An 18163-nucleotide genomic window follows, 5' to 3' on the forward strand; every position below is an offset into this window, starting at 1 on the left:
GCAGACGGCCTACGCGCTCGCGCGGCGGGATCGTCCGGTCTATGCGGTGAAGCTGGTGCAACGCCCGGCGGATGCCAGACTGATGCCGGGGATGTGGGAGCTGCCCGGCGTTGTTGCCAACGGCGCGGAGCCAGTGCTGCGGCTGCGCCACCCACTTCTGCAGCTGCGCCACTCCATCACCACCACGGATCACGAGGTCTCGGTCTTCGCTGTGCCGGCGACAAAAGGGATGTGGGTCGAGACCGCGCGTCTCTCCGAGCTGCCGCTCACCGGCCTGGCGCGGAAAATCCTGCGGCGTTTGCTCTAGGGTCGCTAAACTCCTGCGACCGGACTGCATACTTTAGAATCGAAAACCCAAGAGAATCGAAAAGCTGAGGAGAAAGAATCACTATGCCCGCACTCGAACCTGGGACGAAGGCACCGCCGGTAAAACTTCCCACCGTAAGCGGTGGCACCTTCGACCTGGGCGAGGCGCTGAAGCGCGGTCCGGTCGCGCTCGCTTTCTTTAAGAGCAGCTGTCCCGTCTGCCAGTTGGCGTTTCCGTACCTCGAGCGGCTTTACCGCAGCAATCTTCATGCCGCGAACCCAGGAGATGCCGCGAACCCAGGAAGCGCGCTGCAGCTCATCGGCGTCTCGCAGGACGAGAAGCGCGACACCGAATCGTTCATGAAAGAGCTCGGCATCACCTTCCCGATGGTGCTCGAGGAGACGAGCAAGTATGCGGTCTCGAACGCTTACGGCTTGACCAATGTTCCCACCATTTTCGTGATCGCGCCCGATGGTGGCTTCGGTACCATCGAGACGTCGAGCGTGGGCTGGTACAAGCAGGATATCGAAGCGCTGAACCAGAAGATGGCGCAGGCCGCCGGCAAGCCGCCGCAGCCGGTGTTCAAGCCCGGCGAAGACGTGCCCGAATTCAAAGCCGGTTGAGGGTCGAAGAACTGATCCCGCGGTCCGCGGGAAACACCACGCAGTCTGAGATGCTCGCGACCGTTGCGGGGCCCCTCGGTCCCTCAGCATGACCCCTTGCCAACAAGTTTCATTACAATGTGCAGTTTGCTAAGACATACGGAGAGCGTACATGCGCAAGCTGTTTCCCGTCCTTGTCCTGATCCTCACTCTCGCAGCCGCCGCACGCACGCAGCAAGCGTCTTCGCCAGCAGCAAAGCCGGCGCCGGCGAAGGCGAAGCTTGCCGCCCCAATCAGGGTTGCGCCAATCAGTGTTCCTGGGATGCCGCCGGGCGTGGCCGCGGCGATGAACGCTATCGACGCGGAACGCGTGCGCGCGCACGTGAAGTTCCTCGCCGATGACCTGCTCGAAGGCCGTGGCACGGGACAGCGCGGCGGCGACGTGGCGGCACGCTATCTGGCGGCGCAGTTCGAACTCTACGGGCTGAAGCCGGCGGGCGATGAGGGCACATATCTGCAGAAGGTGCAGTTCGTGGGCGTGGCGACCGATCCGCAGGCGACGACGTTCGCACTCGTCCCTGAGAGCGGTGCGCCCATGACGCTGAAGTTTGCCGACGATTACGTCACCACCAACGAATCCCAGACCGCCACCGCGGACATCGATGCGCCGATAGTCTTCGTGGGCTACGGCATCGAGGCGCCGGAGTATGGCTGGAACGATTACAAGGACGCCGACGTTCGCGGCAAGGTGGCGATGATGTTCGTCAACGAGCCGCCCTCCGACGATCCCAACTTCTTCACCGGCCGCGCGCTCACCTACTACGGCCGCTGGACGTACAAGTACGAGCAGGCGGCGCGCAAGGGCGCCGTGGGCGTGATCCTCATCCACAAGACGGAGATGGCGAGTTACGGATGGGAGGTCGTGCGCAATTCGTGGTCGGGCGAGAAGTCGTACCTGCACATCGGCAAGCAGGCGAAGCTGAAGGCTGCCGCATGGGTGCAGCTCGAGGTGGCGCGCAAGGCGCTCGCGGGCGCCGGGCTCGACCTCGATGAACTGCTGCAGGCTGCGCGCGAGAAGACGTTCAAGCCGGTGCCGCTGCCGCTCAAGCTGAAGGCGCACATCGTGAGCAAGATCCGTCCTTTCCAATCGAGCAACGTGGTGGCGGTGGTGCCAGGAGCCGATGCGAGACTGAAGAGCGAAGCCATTCTTTATACGGCACACTACGACCACTTCGGCATCCGTCCTGACCAGAGCGGCGACAACATCTACAACGGTGCGCTCGATAACGCCACCGGGTGCGCCATGGTGCTCGAGCTGGCGCGCGCGTGGGCCGCGGCGAATCCCAAACCGAAGCGGGCCATTTATTTCGCGGCGGTTACCGCCGAGGAGCAGGGACTGCTGGGCTCGCAGTATCTGGGCGAGCATCCACCGGTCCCGGCGAAGCATGTCCAGCTCGACCTCAACTACGACGACGTGAAGCCCTACGGATATCCCGAACAACTGGAAGTCGTGGGCTACGACCGGACAACCTTCGGGCCGGCAGTCGAGCAGGTGGCGAAGGCGTTCCGCATGGCCATCATGCCGGACGCCGCGCCCGAAGCCGGGCACTACTATCGCAGCGACCATTTTTCCATGGCGCGCGTGGGCGTGCCCGCGTTCTCCGTCAACACCGGTCGCAAGTATCGCGGCCAGAGTGAAGCCTGGGGGAACAAGATGTACGATGCATACACGGCCAAGGACTATCACCATCCTTCGGACGAATACCGTCCCGAGTTCGACTTCACCGCCAATGCGGTGATGGCGCAGTTCGGATTCGCGCTGGGATGGAAGGCCGCGACGCAGCCCGGCCAGATCGGGTGGAAGAAGGGTGATGAGTTCGAAAAGGCGCGGGTGAAGTAGACGACCGGAGATGCTTGTCGAAGGCAACCGCTCGCGGCAGGGCTTTCGGAGGGCGGCGCGGGATCTCGCGGGACGTCCGCGACATGCTGCGAGAGACGGGGTTAAAGAGTGACATGCACGCCGCGTTCGTGGGGACATCCACCGCCGCCACGGGTGCATTTCTAGTGACGTTTCTAGTGACTGCGGTAACATTTTCTAGTAACCCGGTAACTTGGGGATTGGGTTCCGTCGTGATACGCTGCCGTTCACATCCAGCTGTTTACCCCCGATTTTTGAGGCTCGTGCATGCGTTTGAGGACCCGCGCTTTATCCGCCATCATGCTGCCGCTCGGCTCGCTCGAAGCCCCGGCGCAGACCTTACCGGTCACGGCGAATAGGGCGGACGGGGCGCAAGCCGAGCGTAGCGGGGTGCTGCTTATCGGGTGGAACGCCCCCTCATTGCAGGCGGAGCTGGCGAAACGGTAGTGGCATTCTCATTCCTCCAACGCGGGAACCCGGCCGACTACGCGCGGCACTTCAGCCTCGCCAGCTACACGCCGGCGATCGCGCTGGCCGACCTGCAGCTGGGCGTGGACAACATCCGCCACGACGTTTGGCTTAGTCCAAAGATGTCTGAAGTGTCGCGCTATTTCGTCGGCAAGCTGGTGGCCAAGCACGGCCAAGTCGAGGACATGGTGGCGGAAGATCTATCGCTTGCGCCGCCCCCGCCGCGAGCCTCGAAGATGATCGGAGCTCCCGGAGGTGCGCCAAAACCGGCGACCAAGCCGCCCGAGCTTTCCGACTTCAAGCGTGTGCTCACCGACCTGCACGTGGTCGCGCTCAATCGCGCCAAGGCCGAAGAAAACGTATCCGTCGACCTGCTGGCGCGCCTGGCGGTGGTCAAGTTCCTGCGCAACGAGCTGCTGCTGCAATACACCCAGGTGCTCGAGAAATGCCGCACCAAACTCAAAGGCTACGAGAGCATGCGCCACATCACGCCCAAGGCCGTGGACATGCGCGAGCGCTTCTGGCGCTTCCAAGTGGGCAAGAAAGCGGTGCTGCGGCGCGTGGGCCAGGACGTCTTCTCCACCGTGCGCGAGATAGAGAAAGAGACGCTCGGTCGCCTGCGCCGCTCACTCTTTGCCGAGGCCGCGGCCGCGAGCTATGACCTGTTCACCAACCGGCTGCTGTTCACCGAAGACGGACGCGACGACTATCTCAACGCCGAGCATTACGTGATGCTGGGCAACTACGAGCGCGATCCCGACCGCTTCCAGACGATGCAGGAGATAGCCCTGGCTTTCCTGAAGTCGCTCGAGGTGGTGAAGGATCCGAGCGAAGGCGAGCACACTTTGGATGCGATGCTGAGCGCGCCCGAGAACGCCCAGGAACTGGTGGCCGGCGGCACGCCCAGCGAGAACGACGAGAAGGGCAAGGCGCAAAAGACGCTGCTCGGGTTCTGGGTGGAAGCGCTCGAATCGCAGAACGTGATGCAGCACGTGATCGCATCGTATGAAGCGGTGCCGCTGCTCACGCAGTATTCGCCGCCCATCAACGCGCAGCAGTTGAAGAACGCGCTCATCTCGCGCACCGAACGCAAGCGCGTGGAGACGCTGCTCGAAGAGCACGGCAAGATCTCGCCCGACAATCTGCACGCCGCGGTGAAAAAAGTGGAGGGCTGCAAGGGCGCCGACCGCGCCAAGATGGCGGGACGCTTCCTCTCCGATTTCATGCGTTACCACCGTGACCTGCGGCGGCTGGAGTGCCTTACTTCCGCGATGGATGCCGTGAACCTCATCCTCAACGACAAGCTGCGCGAACTCTCCGCCATCAACAACACGCTTTACGAGTTCCTGCTGCCGGAAGAACAGAAGCCGGCCGAGGATAGGGTGATCCACCACGTGGTGCTCAAGGCCGACGTCCGCGACTCGACCACGCTCACGCGGACGCTGTATGAGCGCGGACAGAATCCAGCGAGCTATTTCAGCCTGAACTTCTACGATCCGGTCAACCGCCTGGTGGCACAGCACGGCGCGACGAAAGTCTTTATCGAGGGCGACGCCGTCATCCTCGCGCTCTTCGAAAGGGAAGGCGATCCCGGCTTCGGCGTGGGGCGCACCTGCGTGCTCGCGCGCGAGATGATCCAGGTCACGCACGCGTATAACGAACGCTCCACCGCCGTGGGCTTGCCGCCGCTCGAGCTCGGCATCGGCATCTGCTTCCAGGATTCCGCGCCCATGTACCTGATGGACGGCGCCAACCGCATCATGATCTCGAAGGCGCTGAACGAGAGCGACCGGTTGTCATCCTGCACCAAGGGCGCGCGCAAGTTCCTCGCCGGCTCCGACAGCCTGTTCAACGTTTATTCCTTCCAGAGCGTGGACGACGCCGATACCGGGGGCATGCCGGAGGAGTTCCTCATCCGCTACAACATCGGCGGCGTGCACATCAATCGAGCGGCATTCGAGAAGTTGAAGAAAGAGATCTCGCTGCAACTCCACGAGATGAAACTGCCCATGTTGTTCGGCGACCAGATCGTGAAGCTCTACACCGGACTGGTGCCGCTGCCCACCGGCTCGTTCCAGCGGCTGGTGGTCCGCGAAGGACTCATCCCGCACATCGACGCGCGCGATTTCTCGCTCAAACGCTGGACCGAGCGGCCCTACTTCGAAGTCGTCACCAACCCGGCGATCTACGAGTACGTGGAGAACAACATCGCCGCGTCGCAGTCCAGCGCCCACACCACCAACGCGGATTAACGCAGGGAAGCGCCGGCATACTCCCACACCAGCAAAACCGGCTTGTGTGGGCCACCCGCGGCCGGGGCCCGACCGACACCCACCGCCGCGTCTCATGAGGCAGGCTCCCGCTGCCGCTTTGTCCATTTTCAACTTCTTGCACCGCTTCGGTGCGTGTGCCTATACTGTCTAGTTGAAATTGAAAATGAATTTCAATTTCAATTGCGAGGGCGGCAGCGGGAAGTCACGAAGAGGGCGGGATTGAGACGCAATAAGAGATGAGGAGAGCGGCATTCATATTGCTGGCCGGGGTGGTCGTCGGGGCCCTGCTGACTGCGCCCGCGGCGCGCGCGCAGGAGAACTACTTCGTCACCTACTCACACCAGATGGAGGAGCCTGGGAACCTCGAGGTGGGAGTGAAGACGGTGAGCGGTTTCCCCGGCGTTCATATGAAAAGCGGGGGGAACGCGTTCGTGGGGACGTCATTCGAGTTCGAGTATGGCGTGAAGGCGTGGTGGACGAGCGAGCTTTACCTCGACGCGCAGGCCACGGCCAACGAGAACGCGACGTTCTCCGGATGGCGCTGGGAAAACCGGTTCCGTCCGCTGCTGCGTGAGCACTGGATCAATCCCGTGCTCTACGTGGAGTTCGAGGACATCAACAGCTCGAACCGGACGCTGCTCGGCATCGTGGGGCACGACGGCGTGGACAAGTTTCACGAACGTGCGGACCGCGCCGAGCGCAAGCGCGAGATCGAACTGCGGCTCATCCTCTCCAGCAACTTCAAGGGCTGGAACGTCTCCGAGAACTTCATCACGGAGAAGAACTTTGCCGAGGATGCTTGGGAGTTCGGCTACGCGGTGGGCGTGAGCCGTCCGCTCGCACTCAAGGCGAGCGCGGACGAATGCATCTTCTGCCGCGAGAATTTCGACTTGGGAGCGGAGATCTACGGCGGACTGGGCGATACCGGCGATCTCAGCCTGCGCCAGACTGCGCATTATTTCGCGCCCACACTGAACTTTCGCGTGCCGAGCGGACCGACGTTCCGCGTCTCGCCGGGATTCGGATTGAACGACCACTCGAACGGCGTGCTGCTGCGCTTCGGGGTGTGGTACGAGGTGGAGCAGATCTTCGCGAAAAAGCGCTAGCAATCCATCAACCACGAAGGACACGAAGGAACACGAAGAGAGCAATGCAGAAAAACATTCAGGCCACCATCTTCTTGATGGTGACGTTGGTCGCGTCGGCAGCGCTGGCTGCCTCGGCCGGGAACCAAGGGACGTGGCGAAGCCGCGTCCCGGAGAAAGAGCGTGCGCGGCAGAACCCGCTGGCGAACGATCCGACGGCGGTCGCGGCGGGTGGAAAGCTCTTTCGCCAAAAGTGCGCGAAGTGCCACGGCGCGCAGGGCGAGGGAGCCGGAGAGCACCCCCCGGTGAATTCCGAGCGGGTGCGGGCGGCGTCTCCAGGCGAGCTGCAGTGGCTGCTGAATAACGGCAGCTTGAAGCACGGCATGCCTTCGTGGTCACGCCTGCCGGAGCCGCAGCGCTGGCAGATCGTGGCGTACTTGAAGATGATGGCCGGCAGTCGCTAGTCGCTGGTCACTAGTCGCTGGTCGCATTGCACGCAGCGGCGGCAAGATGCCGCCACGCCAGCCGGCGGGACGCCGGCGCTCCTGCTGCGAGAGTGAGGTTGCGATAGGGGTTCTTCGACTCGCCCTCGTCTGCGACTCGGGCTTCGCTCAGAATGACAACTCAGAAAACCTAGAACCCGTACGGGCTCTTCTTCACCGCGAACGGGATCTGGACGACGGCTTCGAGGTCGATGGGCGCGCCGTTCTTGGTGGCGGGGCGGAAATGCCAACGAGCGATGGCCTTCTTGGCGTTCTCGTCGAGGCGATCGTCGAGGCCCTGGAGCACGCGCACCTCGCCGACGGTGCCGTCGGAATGGATGACGGCATAAAGGATGACGCGGCCCTCCACGCGCGCCTTCATCAGATCAGGCGGATACGCGGGATCGACTTTCTGTTCCGCGACCGGAGCGGTGAGCTCGGCAGCGCTGCGCGTCTGGTTCAGTTCGGCGAAGCGGATGATCCAACTGCCGCCCGCCGACGTGAGATTCGGCATGTTGATGGTCATGGTGTAGTACTTCTTCGGGCCGAAGCTGTAATCGTCGATCTTGGTGGCGTCGGACGGCGCGGTCGGTCCGGCGGGGCCAAGGGTGGAGCCGGGAGCGGAGTCGCGCGGGATGTTGGCCAGGCGCGGCGGTCCCATGGCTTTGGCCATCAGGTCTTTCAGATTGCCGTTGGGCTTGGCGCCGCCGTTCGGATCCTTGCCGCCCGGGCCCGTGCCGGCGCCGTTCGCAGGATGGTTGCCCTGGACGCCCGCGCCAGGATTCGTGGGCCCAGCGCCGACGAAGACGCCGCTAGGATTGCCGCCGCCCGAGCCGGGACCACCCGCGCCGCTACCGGTGCCGCCCGGTCCGTTACCGCAGCAAGCTTGATCGGGCGTGCCCGCCGCGCCGGGATGTCCGTTAGGCCCGGCGGCGAAGGTGCCGCTACGGTTGCCGCCGGGAAGATCGATAGGGCCGGAAGGCTGCACGGGATGGATGCCGAGGGCGATGAGCTGCCCCATGGCCTGCGCGCCGGAACCGGCGCCGAGCGTGGTCGAGGGTGGGGCCTCGGACTGGGTATCTTTCTTTGCGTTGGCGTCGCCGACGGCGGCGGCGCGTTGCACCGGCACCACCAGCTTGGGTTGGGCGACGCTGGCAGCGAGTCCGATATTGATCTCCCCGATCTTGCGCTGCAACACGTCGGGCGAGGGTGGCGGCTCGATCACCGAGGGTGCGGGCAGCTTCGGCGCGGTCAACTCAGCGACCGAGCGCTGCGTCTCCGGCGCCGGCGGCACTACCTCGGGCGCGAGGTTTGGCATCTTCAGCGCGGAGCCGCGGAGGGCTGCAACCACGGGGATGGCCGCGGGCACCGGAGTCCACACCACAATATTCGGGAGCTTGATGTCGTGGGTGAGCAGCTTGGGATTCATCGGGTCCACGATCGTCTGCATGCGGTTATCGGGCTTCGGCGGCAGCGAGACGATGGGCTGCTTGGCGTACTCCGGGTCGCCCTGCTTCGCTTGCGGTGCGGGCGCGCTGCCGGAGGAGAGCGGTGGCAGATACTCGCTGACGTCGTAGGCGGTGAGCTTGTCGGGCTGCTGCTTCGAGTTGTCGACGACCTTGGGCTGCCCGAGGAATGCGAAAGTGATGACCCAGACGAGCGCGATGAAGGTGGCGTGTCCGCCGAAAGACTGGAGGAAAGGCGCGGCGGGCAGGCGCTTGTCGACAAAGACGTCGGGCCAGAACTTTCCCGGCTTGGAAGTGAGGTAGAGTGGCGGCGGGTCCGGGCGGAAGAGGTCGCGAACGTTCTCGACGAAGGAGCGGAACCAGGGTGTCCACGGGACGGCGAGGCGCGGAGCTTTGAGGTTCCCAGACACGGGCTTACCTGCGGCGGTGGCGGCGCTGGGCACTGGCTCTTTACCGTCTTCGGGGGACAGAGTAGCGGGATTATACATTGGTAAACATCACGCAAAAGCGGGTCGCAGCGGAATATTTCTGCGGCGGCCATGTGATTAGACGACTTGTGGCAGCATAGAAGAAGCTGAATCGTACAAGGAACCCTATGAACCTTCGTTGGTGCAATGTTGCCGCTCGCGTTTGCCTTTTTGCGATGTTGATCGTTCCATCACTGGCCGGTGTGCGGACCGCCGCGGCGCAGAATGCGCCCGCCAAACCGCCATCCGCCGCCGCGCCGGATTACTCCGGGCGTTACAGTTTTTTGCAGGATGGCGAGGACGTGCAGCTGAATCAAGCGGGCAGCAAGATCGATGGCTACATCGAGCGCTTTGGCGATGGTGACAGCGATCGCGACACCATGCTGCAGCACACCTTCTCGAAAGCCACCCTCGATGGCGACAAACTCAGCTTCAGCACCAAGCCGGTGCACGCCATCTGGTATGAGTTCAAGGGCAAGGCGGTGCGCGGCGCAGCCAAGACGCGCGCCGAAGACGGCTACTACCAACTCGTAGGGACGCTGACCGAACATCGGCAAAAAGACGGCAAGGAAGCCGGCGCGAAGTCACGCCCGGTCACGCTGAGGTTGTTCGCGGAGGAGCCAGAGAAGTAGACCCTCGGCATTCTTCTTTGCAGCTCGGGACCTGAAATGCTCAGGGTGGCGGGAAGCCGCTAATAATGCTACTCTGGCGCTACTCGCATGTCTGCCACGCCATCCTCTTCGCGAATCGTTGCAACGCCTGCGGGCGAGAAGCCGCTCGGGTATCCCGAGCTGGCGTATTTCCAGAGCGGCGAGCAGACCAGCATCGTATTGAAGAAAGTCCCCTTCAAGGTCGGGCGCAAGACGGAGAACGACCTGGTGATCGGCGATGCGCGCGTCTCGCGCGAGCACGCCCAGTTCATCGAAGAGGGTGGCGACTACTACGTGGTCGACAACCAGTCGAAGCACGGCACCTACGTGAACGGGCAGCGCATCGAGGGACGCCGCAAGCTGGCGCGCAACGACCGTCTCGAGTTCGGGGTACGCGATGAGGTCTACCTGGTCTTCAGCCCGACCGGGTCGAAGACGAGCACGACGCGGGAGTTCCTGAGCCAGATCAGCGGGCTCGACCTCCGCAGCGGCGGCTCCGACCTGGAGAAGCTGACCTTCTTCCTCGACGCGGCGCGCAAGCTGAACACCAGCAACGTGCTGGAAGAGATCCTGGTGACGCTGATCGAAGCCACGCTGCGGCTGACCGGCGCGGAGCGCGGCTACGTGTTCCTGCGCAACGACGATGGCACGCTGCGCCTGGCGGCGGGACGCAACTCGAAGGGCGGCCCGCTGGCCGACGACAAGACGGTCTCGAAGTCGATCATCCAGGACGCGGCGCGAAGCGCCTCGGCCTTCCTGGTGAGCGACACGATGAAGATGAGCGGCATGGCCAAGCGCGAGAGCGTGATCGCGCACGATCTGCGGACGGTGATCTGCATCCCGCTGCGGCGCAAGACGGTGCAGCAGGCGGCGAGCGAGAACATCGTGACCCCCGACGTGATCGGCGTGCTCTACCTCGACAGCCGGTTCGCCTCGCGCGATCTCTCGACCGTGGGCCAGGACATCCTGGCGGCGATCGCGACCGAAGCGGCCGCGCTGGTGGAGAACGCGCGCCTGGTGCAGGCGGAAGAAGCTTCGCGGCGCCTGGAGCAGGAGATGGCGATCGCGGCTTCGATCCAGCAGCGGCTCATGGCGGTGCGCATCCCCGAGCTGGCGTTCGCAACCATCAAGGCGAAGAACATCCCTTGCAAAGACATCGGAGGAGATTTCTTCGACCTGGTGAAGACCGAGGACGGCCTGGTGGTAGTGGTGACCGACGTTTGCGGAAAAGGCATCTCCGCCGCGATCCTGGCGTCGATCCTGCAAGGCCTGGTCTATTCGCAGGCGCTGGCGGGAGTACCGCTCGCGCAGATCGTGAGTATCGCGAACAGCTTCCTGTGCCAGAAAGAGCTGGGCGAGAAATACGCCACCATCGTGATAGCCAAACTGTGGCCCGACGGGCGCTTCGAGTACGTGAACTGCGGACACGTGCCGCCGCTGTTGGTGAGCCAGGGCGAGATCGTGCGGCTGGGGATATCGAGCCTGCCGGTGGGATTGCTGCGCGATGCGACTTACCAGAGCGGGGTGCAGCAACTCAGGGCGGGCGACCGGCTGCTGGTGGTGACCGACGGCGTGACCGAGGCGGAGAACCGCACCGGAGATTTCTTCGGCTACGAGCGCCTGGAAGAGGCCGCGAAAACGCAGGAGCTGGAGGGGATCTACGACTCCGTCCGGGCATACGCCGAAGGCGTTCCGTTCAATGACGATTGCACCATCTTCGAGCTGACCTACCACTAGTTCCTTCTTCCAACGCGATAGGGATGGTTCGACTCGGTCGCGGCGACCTCGCTCACCATGACTCCAAAGCGGGGGTACATGTACCAATTTCGCGGGCGAGGCCGGCAACCTTATTGCCCGAATCTGCATTAATGCTCATAGGCCACCTCGCCGGTGCGGGGTGATCGTCGCCGGAAAGGCAGGATATGAGCGTGCACAGCATCGGACACATCCCAGACGGCAAGCGTGTCGAGCAGGAACGCCGCTGCTTCCAGGCGGCGCTCGATGAATATCTTTCGGCGCTCGACCGCGCATCCAGCTCAGCGCTTCCGGAGAAGAGGCGGACACTGCTCGCCGCCTACGCCGAGTTCCGCTACCAGACCGGCGGCGGGACGCATTGCACCACCTGCCGCGCGCCGGTGCGGCACGCGATGACGGTGGAGGTGCAGCGCGCGAACGGCGAGACCGCGAACTTTGCCGCGCTCTGCACGCGCTGCCTCGAGGCCGAGAAGGCTCAGGCGCAGCGCGTGACGCTGCGGGTGGGGCCGGTGGAGTACGAGACCATCACCCCAACCGCTGCGGACGAGCGTGAGACTCCGCCGGTGCGACGCGATTGGGCGGCATGAGCGCTTCGTGGCGCCATGCTCCGGCGCTCCAAGAGCAGATTCCTCGGTCGCACTCCCTCGCCCGCTGCCGCCGACGCGGCCACGCTCACTCGGAATGGCAGTCCACCATGAGGCGAGGGTTCGGCCGCTTAGTGTAGAGTGTCTGGTTTCCTGCGCTTCTTTATCCGGCACCTGTTTTGCCGAGACATGTCCACTAAGACCCGGAGGACCCCAGGCCGATGCGTCTGACCCGCGCTCCGTTCACATTCTTCTTATCCCTGCTTCTTCTCGCCAGTCTCAATGCGCTCGCGCAGCATGCTGTGCCGGCAGGTATTTCCGGCTTTCGGGATGCGGCGGAGCAGCGCGCGCTCGACCAGAAGTTCATCGCCGTCCCCGATCCCAAGCGGGCGGAGGAACATCTGCGCACGCTGACAGCGAAGCCGCACCTCGCCGGAACTCCGGAAGACAAAGCCACCGCCGACTATGTGGCACAGAAGTTCCGCGAAGCGGGGCTCGAGACGCAGATCGTGGAATACAAGGTGTGGCTGAATCATCCGCGCGAGGTCAGCGTGGACGTGACTGCGCCACCGGGGGTGAAGATGCACGGCCCCACGCGCGAGCACGTGGAAGGCGATCCCTACCAGGATGACGCGCGCGTGATCCCGCCGATGAACGGTTCGTCGCCCTCGGGTGACGTGGAGGCCGAGGTCATTTACGCGAACTATGGCCGGCCGGAAGATTTCGCGAAGTTGAAGGAGCTCGGCGTCGATGTCCGCGGCAAGATCGTGATCGTGCGCTACGGCGCGAACTATCGCGGCGTGAAGGTGTACGACGCGGAGCTGGCGGGCGCGGCGGGCGTGATCATCTACTCCGACCCGATCGACGATGGCTATTACAAAGGGGACGCGTATCCGAAGGGACCGTGGCGTCCAGCGACGGGCGCGCAGCGCGGCTCGGTCGAGTACATGTTCAAGTATCCGGGCGACGTGACCACACCAAGTCTGGCGTCGGTGCCGGACCTGCCGGCGGGCCAGCGTACGCCGCCGGAGAAAGCGGTCGCGCTGCCGAAGATCCCGAGCACGCCGCTCTCCTATCAGGATGCGCAGCCCATCCTCGCGAACCTGGCGGGGCCGGCCTCGCCGCGCGAGTGGCAGGGCGCGCTGCCATTCACCTATCACGTTGGTCCGGGGCCGGTGCGGGTGAAGGTCCATCTGCGCTTCGACTATGCGTATCGCACGATATGGGATGTGATCGGGGTGGCGCGCGGCACTGAGCTACCCGAAGAGTGGGTGGTGGCGGGAAACCATCGCGATGCGTGGGTCTACGGCGCGGTCGATCCCAACAGCGGTACGGCGGCGATGCTCGAGGCGGTACACGGCATCGGCGCGCTGTTGAATTCAGGGTGGAAGCCGAAGCGCACCATCGTGTTCGGCAGCTGGGACGCGGAAGAGCACGGGCTGATCGGCTCGACCGAGTGGGCGGAGCAGAATGAGAGATCGCTGGCCAACGCGGTGGCGTACTTCAACACCGATTCAGCGGTGAGCGGACCGAAGTTCGGCGCGTCGGCGGTGCCAACGCTGAAGCAGTTCATCCGCGAAGTCACGCAGGCGGTGCCCGCGGCAAAAGGGCCGGGTACGGTCTACGACGTCTGGAAAGCGGAGAAAGAGAAGGAAGGTCAGGAGAAAGAGAAGAAGGATAAAGGGACCGAGAACACCGGTTCGCCGCGCCGCGAGCCGGCGGCGCGCGGCAAAGACGTTGCCGTGGGTGACCTGGGTTCGGGTTCGGACTACACCCCCTTCTTCCAGCACCTGGGGATCCCGTCGACGGACATCGCGTCGAACGGCGACTACGGCGTCTACCACTCGGTATTCGACAACTTTGCGTGGTTCAAGAAGTTCGCCGACCCCGACTTCACCATCGAGCAGGAGATGGCGCGCGTGTTCGGCATCGAGGTCCTGCACATGGCACAGGCGGACGTGCTGCCCTTCGATTACGAGACCTACGGCGACGAGCTGACCCAGTATCTCGACGCGGCGGAGAAAAAGGCACAGAGTAAGTTTGGCGCGCAGGCACCGTCGTTCGCGGCCGCGCGCACGGCGGCGCAGCGCTTCGGCGCGGCGGGTAAGGCAACGGGCGCGGCGCAGAAGGATCCGCCGGCAGACGCGCGCAAGCTGAACGCCGCGCTGCATGGCGCGGAGCGCGCGCTGCTGGTGCCGGAAGGCTTGCCGAACCGTCCGTGGTTCAAGCACGCTATCTATGCGCCGGGTGAGTTCACCGGTTATGCGGCGGTGGTGATCCCAGGCGTGAACGAAGGCATCGATGCGGGCGACCTGGCGCGCACGACCAAGCAGTTGGAGACGCTGGCCGGCGCGGTGAACCGGGCGGCGCAAGTGCTGGAGAGCTACCGCTGACCGCGCGGCGGGTAGTCCTTGCGTAACGTTGACGCGCGGGGGCGACGCTGTGGTAGAGTCCGCGGGAAATGCCGATCATCTGGGAAGAGCGCATCTCGAGCCTGATCGCGGCGGGCGGATTGATCTGGTTCGTCCGGGTCACCTCCGCGAACTTTACGGGCTTCGACAAGATGCAGCTGCCGATGAACGCGATGTACGTTATCGCGATCGGCGTGGTGCTCTGGCTGCACGCCAAGTGGCGGCGGTCTACAAACGTGCATCACGCGTAAGGACAGGCCTGAAGCCCGCTACGCTCCGAATAGTCACGGCAAGACCCGGGTTTGGGCATCAACGACCCGCCGGACACGGCGAATGAACGTCTTTCAAAATGAACGGCGGGCGGGATGCAGCCTCCGACCCTCTACTCTGCTTCTAACCCGGTAGCCACTCTCCGGACCCTTGGCCACGCCGGAACTTCGTCTAGAATCTATATAGCTTGAGGAATGGGTATGCCCGTCGCACGCATTTATACCCGCGTCCCGGAAGAAAGCACTGAGCTGGTCGAGCGCCTACGCGCGCGTGGCTACACGATCGAACTGGTGGATCCGGGAGATTTTCGCGTCACTCCGGCCGAGCTCGAGATCCGGCTGGACCGAATGAAGCCGGCGGAAGCGTTCGCCGCCGCCGCCGAGTTTGGACGCAAGCAGAGGTCCGAGCAGAACGGCGTGGAAATATTCGTGGCGGAAGGCGTGTCGGTGGACGAGGCCGCGTTACACGCCGCACGGAGTGGCGCGGTGCAGCGTGGCAACATCGTGCTCGACGGATTGAAGCGGCTGATCGCGCCGTTTCGCAGGCTAGGGGCCGAGGCGCATGCCACGCGTCTAGCCCGGAGGCAGCAGGTCATCGAGCGAGAGGCGGAGCGAGAGGCGGAGCGCGAGGCCGCCGCGGAAGCGACGCAGCAGCAGCGCGCGGAAGCTAAGGCGGCCGCCCGCGCGGAGCGCGAACAGCGCGAGGCGGCGGTGCGGGCAGAGAGCGAACAGCGCGAAGCGGCGGTGCGGGCAGAGAGCGAACAGCGCGAAGCGGCAGCGTGGGCACAGGAAGCGCGGCTGCGCGAAGAAGAAGCTCGCCGGACGGCGGAGCGTGAGGCCACGATCGCGCGGGAGCGCGAGGAAGACGCCAGGCGACAGGAAGAAGAAGCGCACCGGCGGGCAGAGCGCGCGGCATTGCTCGCGCGCGAGCAGGAAGAACAAGCCCGCGCGGAGCGCGAGCGCGCGGAAGTCGCGCGCCGGATGGAAGCCGAAGCGGAGCAGCGCCGGCAACACGCCGAAGCGGCTACAAGATCAGCGGCAGCGGCAGCGGCGGAGCAGGAGCGGCCGGAGAACGAACGTCCGGAGCGCGAGCGGCCGGCGGCGGAGCCGGTGGCGGTTCCGGTAGCGGCGGAGCGGCCGGTCAGGCCGCGCGAGGTCACGGCCGCGGGAGCGCGGCGTCCGCGGGTTGCTCCATCGCGGTATGCGCCGCGCGAGATGGAAGGCAACGAGGGCAGCCGGGTGATGAAGCGCGCCTTCGTGGCGGCAGCGTGCATCGCGATCTTGGCGGCGATCGGATGGGGCGCGTACGAAAACCGCATCCCGGCATCGCCACTCTCGAACTCCGACCGGGTGCGCGGGACGGGGATCCAGCAGGATGTGCCGTTCGGTTCGGCCCGGATCAATGCTAGCGGACAGCAGCAGCCGCGTCCGGTGGCGCAGCCGGCAGCGAAGCTGGCGCCGGCGGTGAAGCCGGCGCAGACCGCGCAAGCAGCGCAGCCGAAGCCCGCGGGCGCAAAGCCTGCGAGCTCAAAGCCGGGGGCGGGTACGCCGAAGCGCACGCAGCGCTTTGCGGCGGACAGCTCCGAGGTAGATATGGTCGCGGAAGATCAGGTGATCTATCACGTTGCGCCGAAGAGATCGACGAGCCGGGCGGCGGCGCAGCCGGCGCCGGTGGAGAAGATATCGGACATGGAGTGAAGAGGTGGGAACAACAACGGCCGCGCTTGGGCGCGGCCATTTTTTTTTGGCGGGCGAGCCGCTCTGCTGCACCCCAGCAAAGCGGCGGCAGGATGCCGCCGCGCCAGCCGGCGGGACGCCAGCGCTACAACTAACGGTTGGTCGTGCCGCCGATGGAGACCAGCTTCTCGATGAGCTCGGTGTAGTCCTTCTTCTCCAGGCCGTGGACCTGCTTGTTGTACTCGTCGATCTTCGAGGAGTAGTTCATCGAGCAGAACTTCGGGCCGCACATCGAGCAGAAGGCCGCGTCTTTAAAGTGCTCGTCCGGCAAGGTCTCATCGTGCATGGAGCGTGCGGTCTCAGGATCGAGTGAGAGCTCGAACTGCTTGTTCCAGTCGAAGGTGTAGCGCGCGTAGCTGAGGGCATCGTCACGGTCGCGCGCGCCGGGCCGGTGGCGCGCGATGTCGGCGGCGTGCGCGGCGATCTTGTAGGCGATAATGCCGTCTTTCACGTCCTTTTCGTTGGGCAGGCCGAGGTGCTCTTTCGGCGTGACGTAGCAGAGCATGGAGGCGCCGTACCATCCGATCATCGCCGCGCCGATGGCGCTCGTGATGTGATCGTAGCCGGGTGCGATGTCGGTGACGAGCGGGCCGAGCGTGTAGAAGGGCGCTTCGTAGCACCACTCGTGTTCTTTCTCCACCTGCTCCTTGATCTTGTCCATGGGGATGTGTCCGGGACCTTCGATCATGGTCTGGACGTCATACTCCCAGGCTTTCTTGGTGAGTTCGCCGAGAGTGCGGAGTTCCGCGAACTGGGCTTCGTCGGAAGCGTCGGCGATGCAGCCGGGACGGAGTCCATCGCCGAGCGAGAATGAGACGTCGTACTTGCGGAAGATCTTGCAGACATCGTCGAAGCGCTCGTAGAGGAAATTCTGCTTGTGGTGGTGGGCCATCCACTGCGCGAGGATGGCGCCGCCGCGCGAGACGATCCCGGTGATGCGCTTCGAGACCAGCGGCAGGTACTGCACCAGCACGCCGGCGTGGATGGTCATGTAATCCACGCCCTGCTGTGCCTGCTCTTCGATGACCTCGAGCAGGATGTCAGCCGTGAGGTCTTCCAGGCGCTTCACGCGCGCGATGGCTTCGTAGATGGGCACGGTGCCGATGGGCACGGGCGAGTGCCGCAGGATGGCATTGCGGATCTCGGGGATATCGCCGCCGGTGGAGAGGTCCATCACGGTGTCGGCGCCAAAGTGCACGGCGGTGTGGAGTTTTTTGAGCTCTTCGGCGATATCGGAGGTCACAGCGGAGTTGCCGATGTTGGCGTTGATCTTGCACAGCGAGGCCACGCCGATGGCCATGGGCTCGAGCTCAGGATGATTGACGTTGGCGGGGATGATCATGCGGCCGCGCGCGACCTCGTCGCGCACCAGTTCGGGCGCGAGCTTCTCGCGGCGGGCGACGTAGTCCATCTCCTCGGTGACCACGCCCTGGCGGGCGAAGTGCATCTGGCTGAGGTTGGTGTCGCCGGTGCGCGCGGCCGCCTGTTTGCGTTTGGCGACCCAGTCGGAGCGGAGCGTGGGGAGCGCGGCGTTACCGCTGCTGACGCCAGTCGTCCCGCTGCTGACGCCAGTGGTCTTGCTGCTGACGCCAGTGGTGCTGCCGTCGGTGCCGTTGCCCTTGGTCGTCATGGTCCCGTCCTGAAGTTGGAATAAATGGGGGAACATCCGATTATACGCCGCGTCGGAAG

Annotated in this window: 15 protein-coding genes; 13 read left to right on the forward strand and 2 right to left on the reverse strand. The window is 64.5% G+C overall.

The features are described from left to right. From M3P27_00255 to M3P27_00285, 7 genes are all read left to right on the forward strand, one after another. Nucleotides 1-307, forward strand: a 307-nt coding sequence (locus M3P27_00255; GenBank protein MDP9266740.1) for an A/G-specific adenine glycosylase, incomplete at its 5' end; no start/stop codon positions are given. Between the two features lie 83 nt (nucleotides 308-390). Further along, nucleotides 391-930: a TlpA family protein disulfide reductase gene (locus tag M3P27_00260; GenBank protein MDP9266741.1), complete on the forward strand. Its 540-nt coding sequence runs from the start codon at nucleotides 391-393 to the stop codon at nucleotides 928-930. A 151-nt stretch (nucleotides 931-1081) separates the two neighbouring features. Continuing rightward, nucleotides 1082-2809 carry a M20/M25/M40 family metallo-hydrolase gene (locus M3P27_00265; GenBank protein MDP9266742.1) on the forward strand — a complete coding sequence of 576 codons (1728 nt, stop codon included), beginning with the start codon at nucleotides 1082-1084 and terminating at the stop codon, nucleotides 2807-2809. A 285-nt stretch (nucleotides 2810-3094) separates the two neighbouring features. Continuing rightward, nucleotides 3095-3274 carry a hypothetical protein gene (locus M3P27_00270; GenBank protein ID MDP9266743.1) on the forward strand — a complete coding sequence of 60 codons (180 nt, stop codon included), beginning with the start codon at nucleotides 3095-3097 and terminating at the stop codon, nucleotides 3272-3274. Beyond that, nucleotides 3274-5547: a hypothetical protein gene (locus tag M3P27_00275; protein MDP9266744.1), complete on the forward strand. Its 2274-nt coding sequence runs from the start codon at nucleotides 3274-3276 to the stop codon at nucleotides 5545-5547. The genes M3P27_00270 and M3P27_00275 overlap by 1 nt, the downstream gene beginning before the upstream one ends. A 257-nt stretch (nucleotides 5548-5804) precedes the next feature. Further along, nucleotides 5805-6674: a hypothetical protein gene (locus M3P27_00280; protein MDP9266745.1), complete on the forward strand. Its 870-nt coding sequence runs from the start codon at nucleotides 5805-5807 to the stop codon at nucleotides 6672-6674. Nucleotides 6675-6718: 44 nt separating this feature from the next. Next, nucleotides 6719-7117 carry a cytochrome c gene (locus tag M3P27_00285; GenBank protein ID MDP9266746.1) on the forward strand — a complete coding sequence of 133 codons (399 nt, stop codon included), beginning with the start codon at nucleotides 6719-6721 and terminating at the stop codon, nucleotides 7115-7117. 169 nt (nucleotides 7118-7286) lie between these two features. On the opposite strand, the gene M3P27_00290 is transcribed toward M3P27_00285, so the two are convergent. Continuing rightward, nucleotides 7287-9011, reverse strand: coding sequence for an energy transducer TonB (locus M3P27_00290; GenBank protein MDP9266747.1), 1725 nt, complete (start codon nucleotides 9009-9011; stop codon nucleotides 7287-7289). Nucleotides 9012-9196: 185 nt separating this feature from the next. Between M3P27_00290 and M3P27_00295 the strand changes: the two genes are divergently transcribed. The 6 genes from M3P27_00295 (at nucleotide 9197) to M3P27_00320 (ending at nucleotide 16435) form a co-directional block, all read left to right on the forward strand. Then, the gene (locus M3P27_00295) at nucleotides 9197-9700 is read left to right on the forward strand and encodes a hypothetical protein (protein ID MDP9266748.1); all 504 of its coding nucleotides are present in this window, start codon (nucleotides 9197-9199) and stop codon (nucleotides 9698-9700) included. An 87-nt stretch (nucleotides 9701-9787) separates the two neighbouring features. Beyond that, complete coding sequence (locus M3P27_00300; protein MDP9266749.1) at nucleotides 9788-11455, forward strand: SpoIIE family protein phosphatase; 1668 nt, start codon at nucleotides 9788-9790, stop codon at nucleotides 11453-11455. A 185-nt stretch (nucleotides 11456-11640) separates the two neighbouring features. After that, nucleotides 11641-12060 carry a hypothetical protein gene (locus M3P27_00305; protein MDP9266750.1) on the forward strand — a complete coding sequence of 140 codons (420 nt, stop codon included), beginning with the start codon at nucleotides 11641-11643 and terminating at the stop codon, nucleotides 12058-12060. Between the two features lie 218 nt (nucleotides 12061-12278). After that, a complete protein-coding gene (locus M3P27_00310; GenBank protein ID MDP9266751.1) occupies nucleotides 12279-14450 on the forward strand; it encodes a M28 family metallopeptidase in 2172 nt (723 codons plus the stop codon). Between the two features lie 68 nt (nucleotides 14451-14518). Continuing rightward, a complete protein-coding gene (locus M3P27_00315) occupies nucleotides 14519-14719 on the forward strand; it encodes a hypothetical protein (GenBank protein MDP9266752.1) in 201 nt (66 codons plus the stop codon). A 219-nt stretch (nucleotides 14720-14938) separates the two neighbouring features. Beyond that, entirely contained in the window at nucleotides 14939-16435 is a 1497-nt protein-coding gene (locus tag M3P27_00320; GenBank protein MDP9266753.1) for a hypothetical protein, read from the forward strand. A 130-nt stretch (nucleotides 16436-16565) separates the two neighbouring features. Here M3P27_00320 and thiC read toward each other — a convergent pair whose 3' ends face one another. Then, the gene (gene thiC, locus M3P27_00325; protein MDP9266754.1) at nucleotides 16566-17921 is read right to left on the reverse strand and encodes a phosphomethylpyrimidine synthase ThiC; all 1356 of its coding nucleotides are present in this window, start codon (nucleotides 17919-17921) and stop codon (nucleotides 16566-16568) included. Nucleotides 17922-18163: the final 242 nt, after the last annotated feature.

The organism is Acidobacteriota bacterium, assembly GCA_030774055.1.
Taxonomy (GTDB): Bacteria; Acidobacteriota; Terriglobia; order Terriglobales; family Acidobacteriaceae; genus JACPNR01.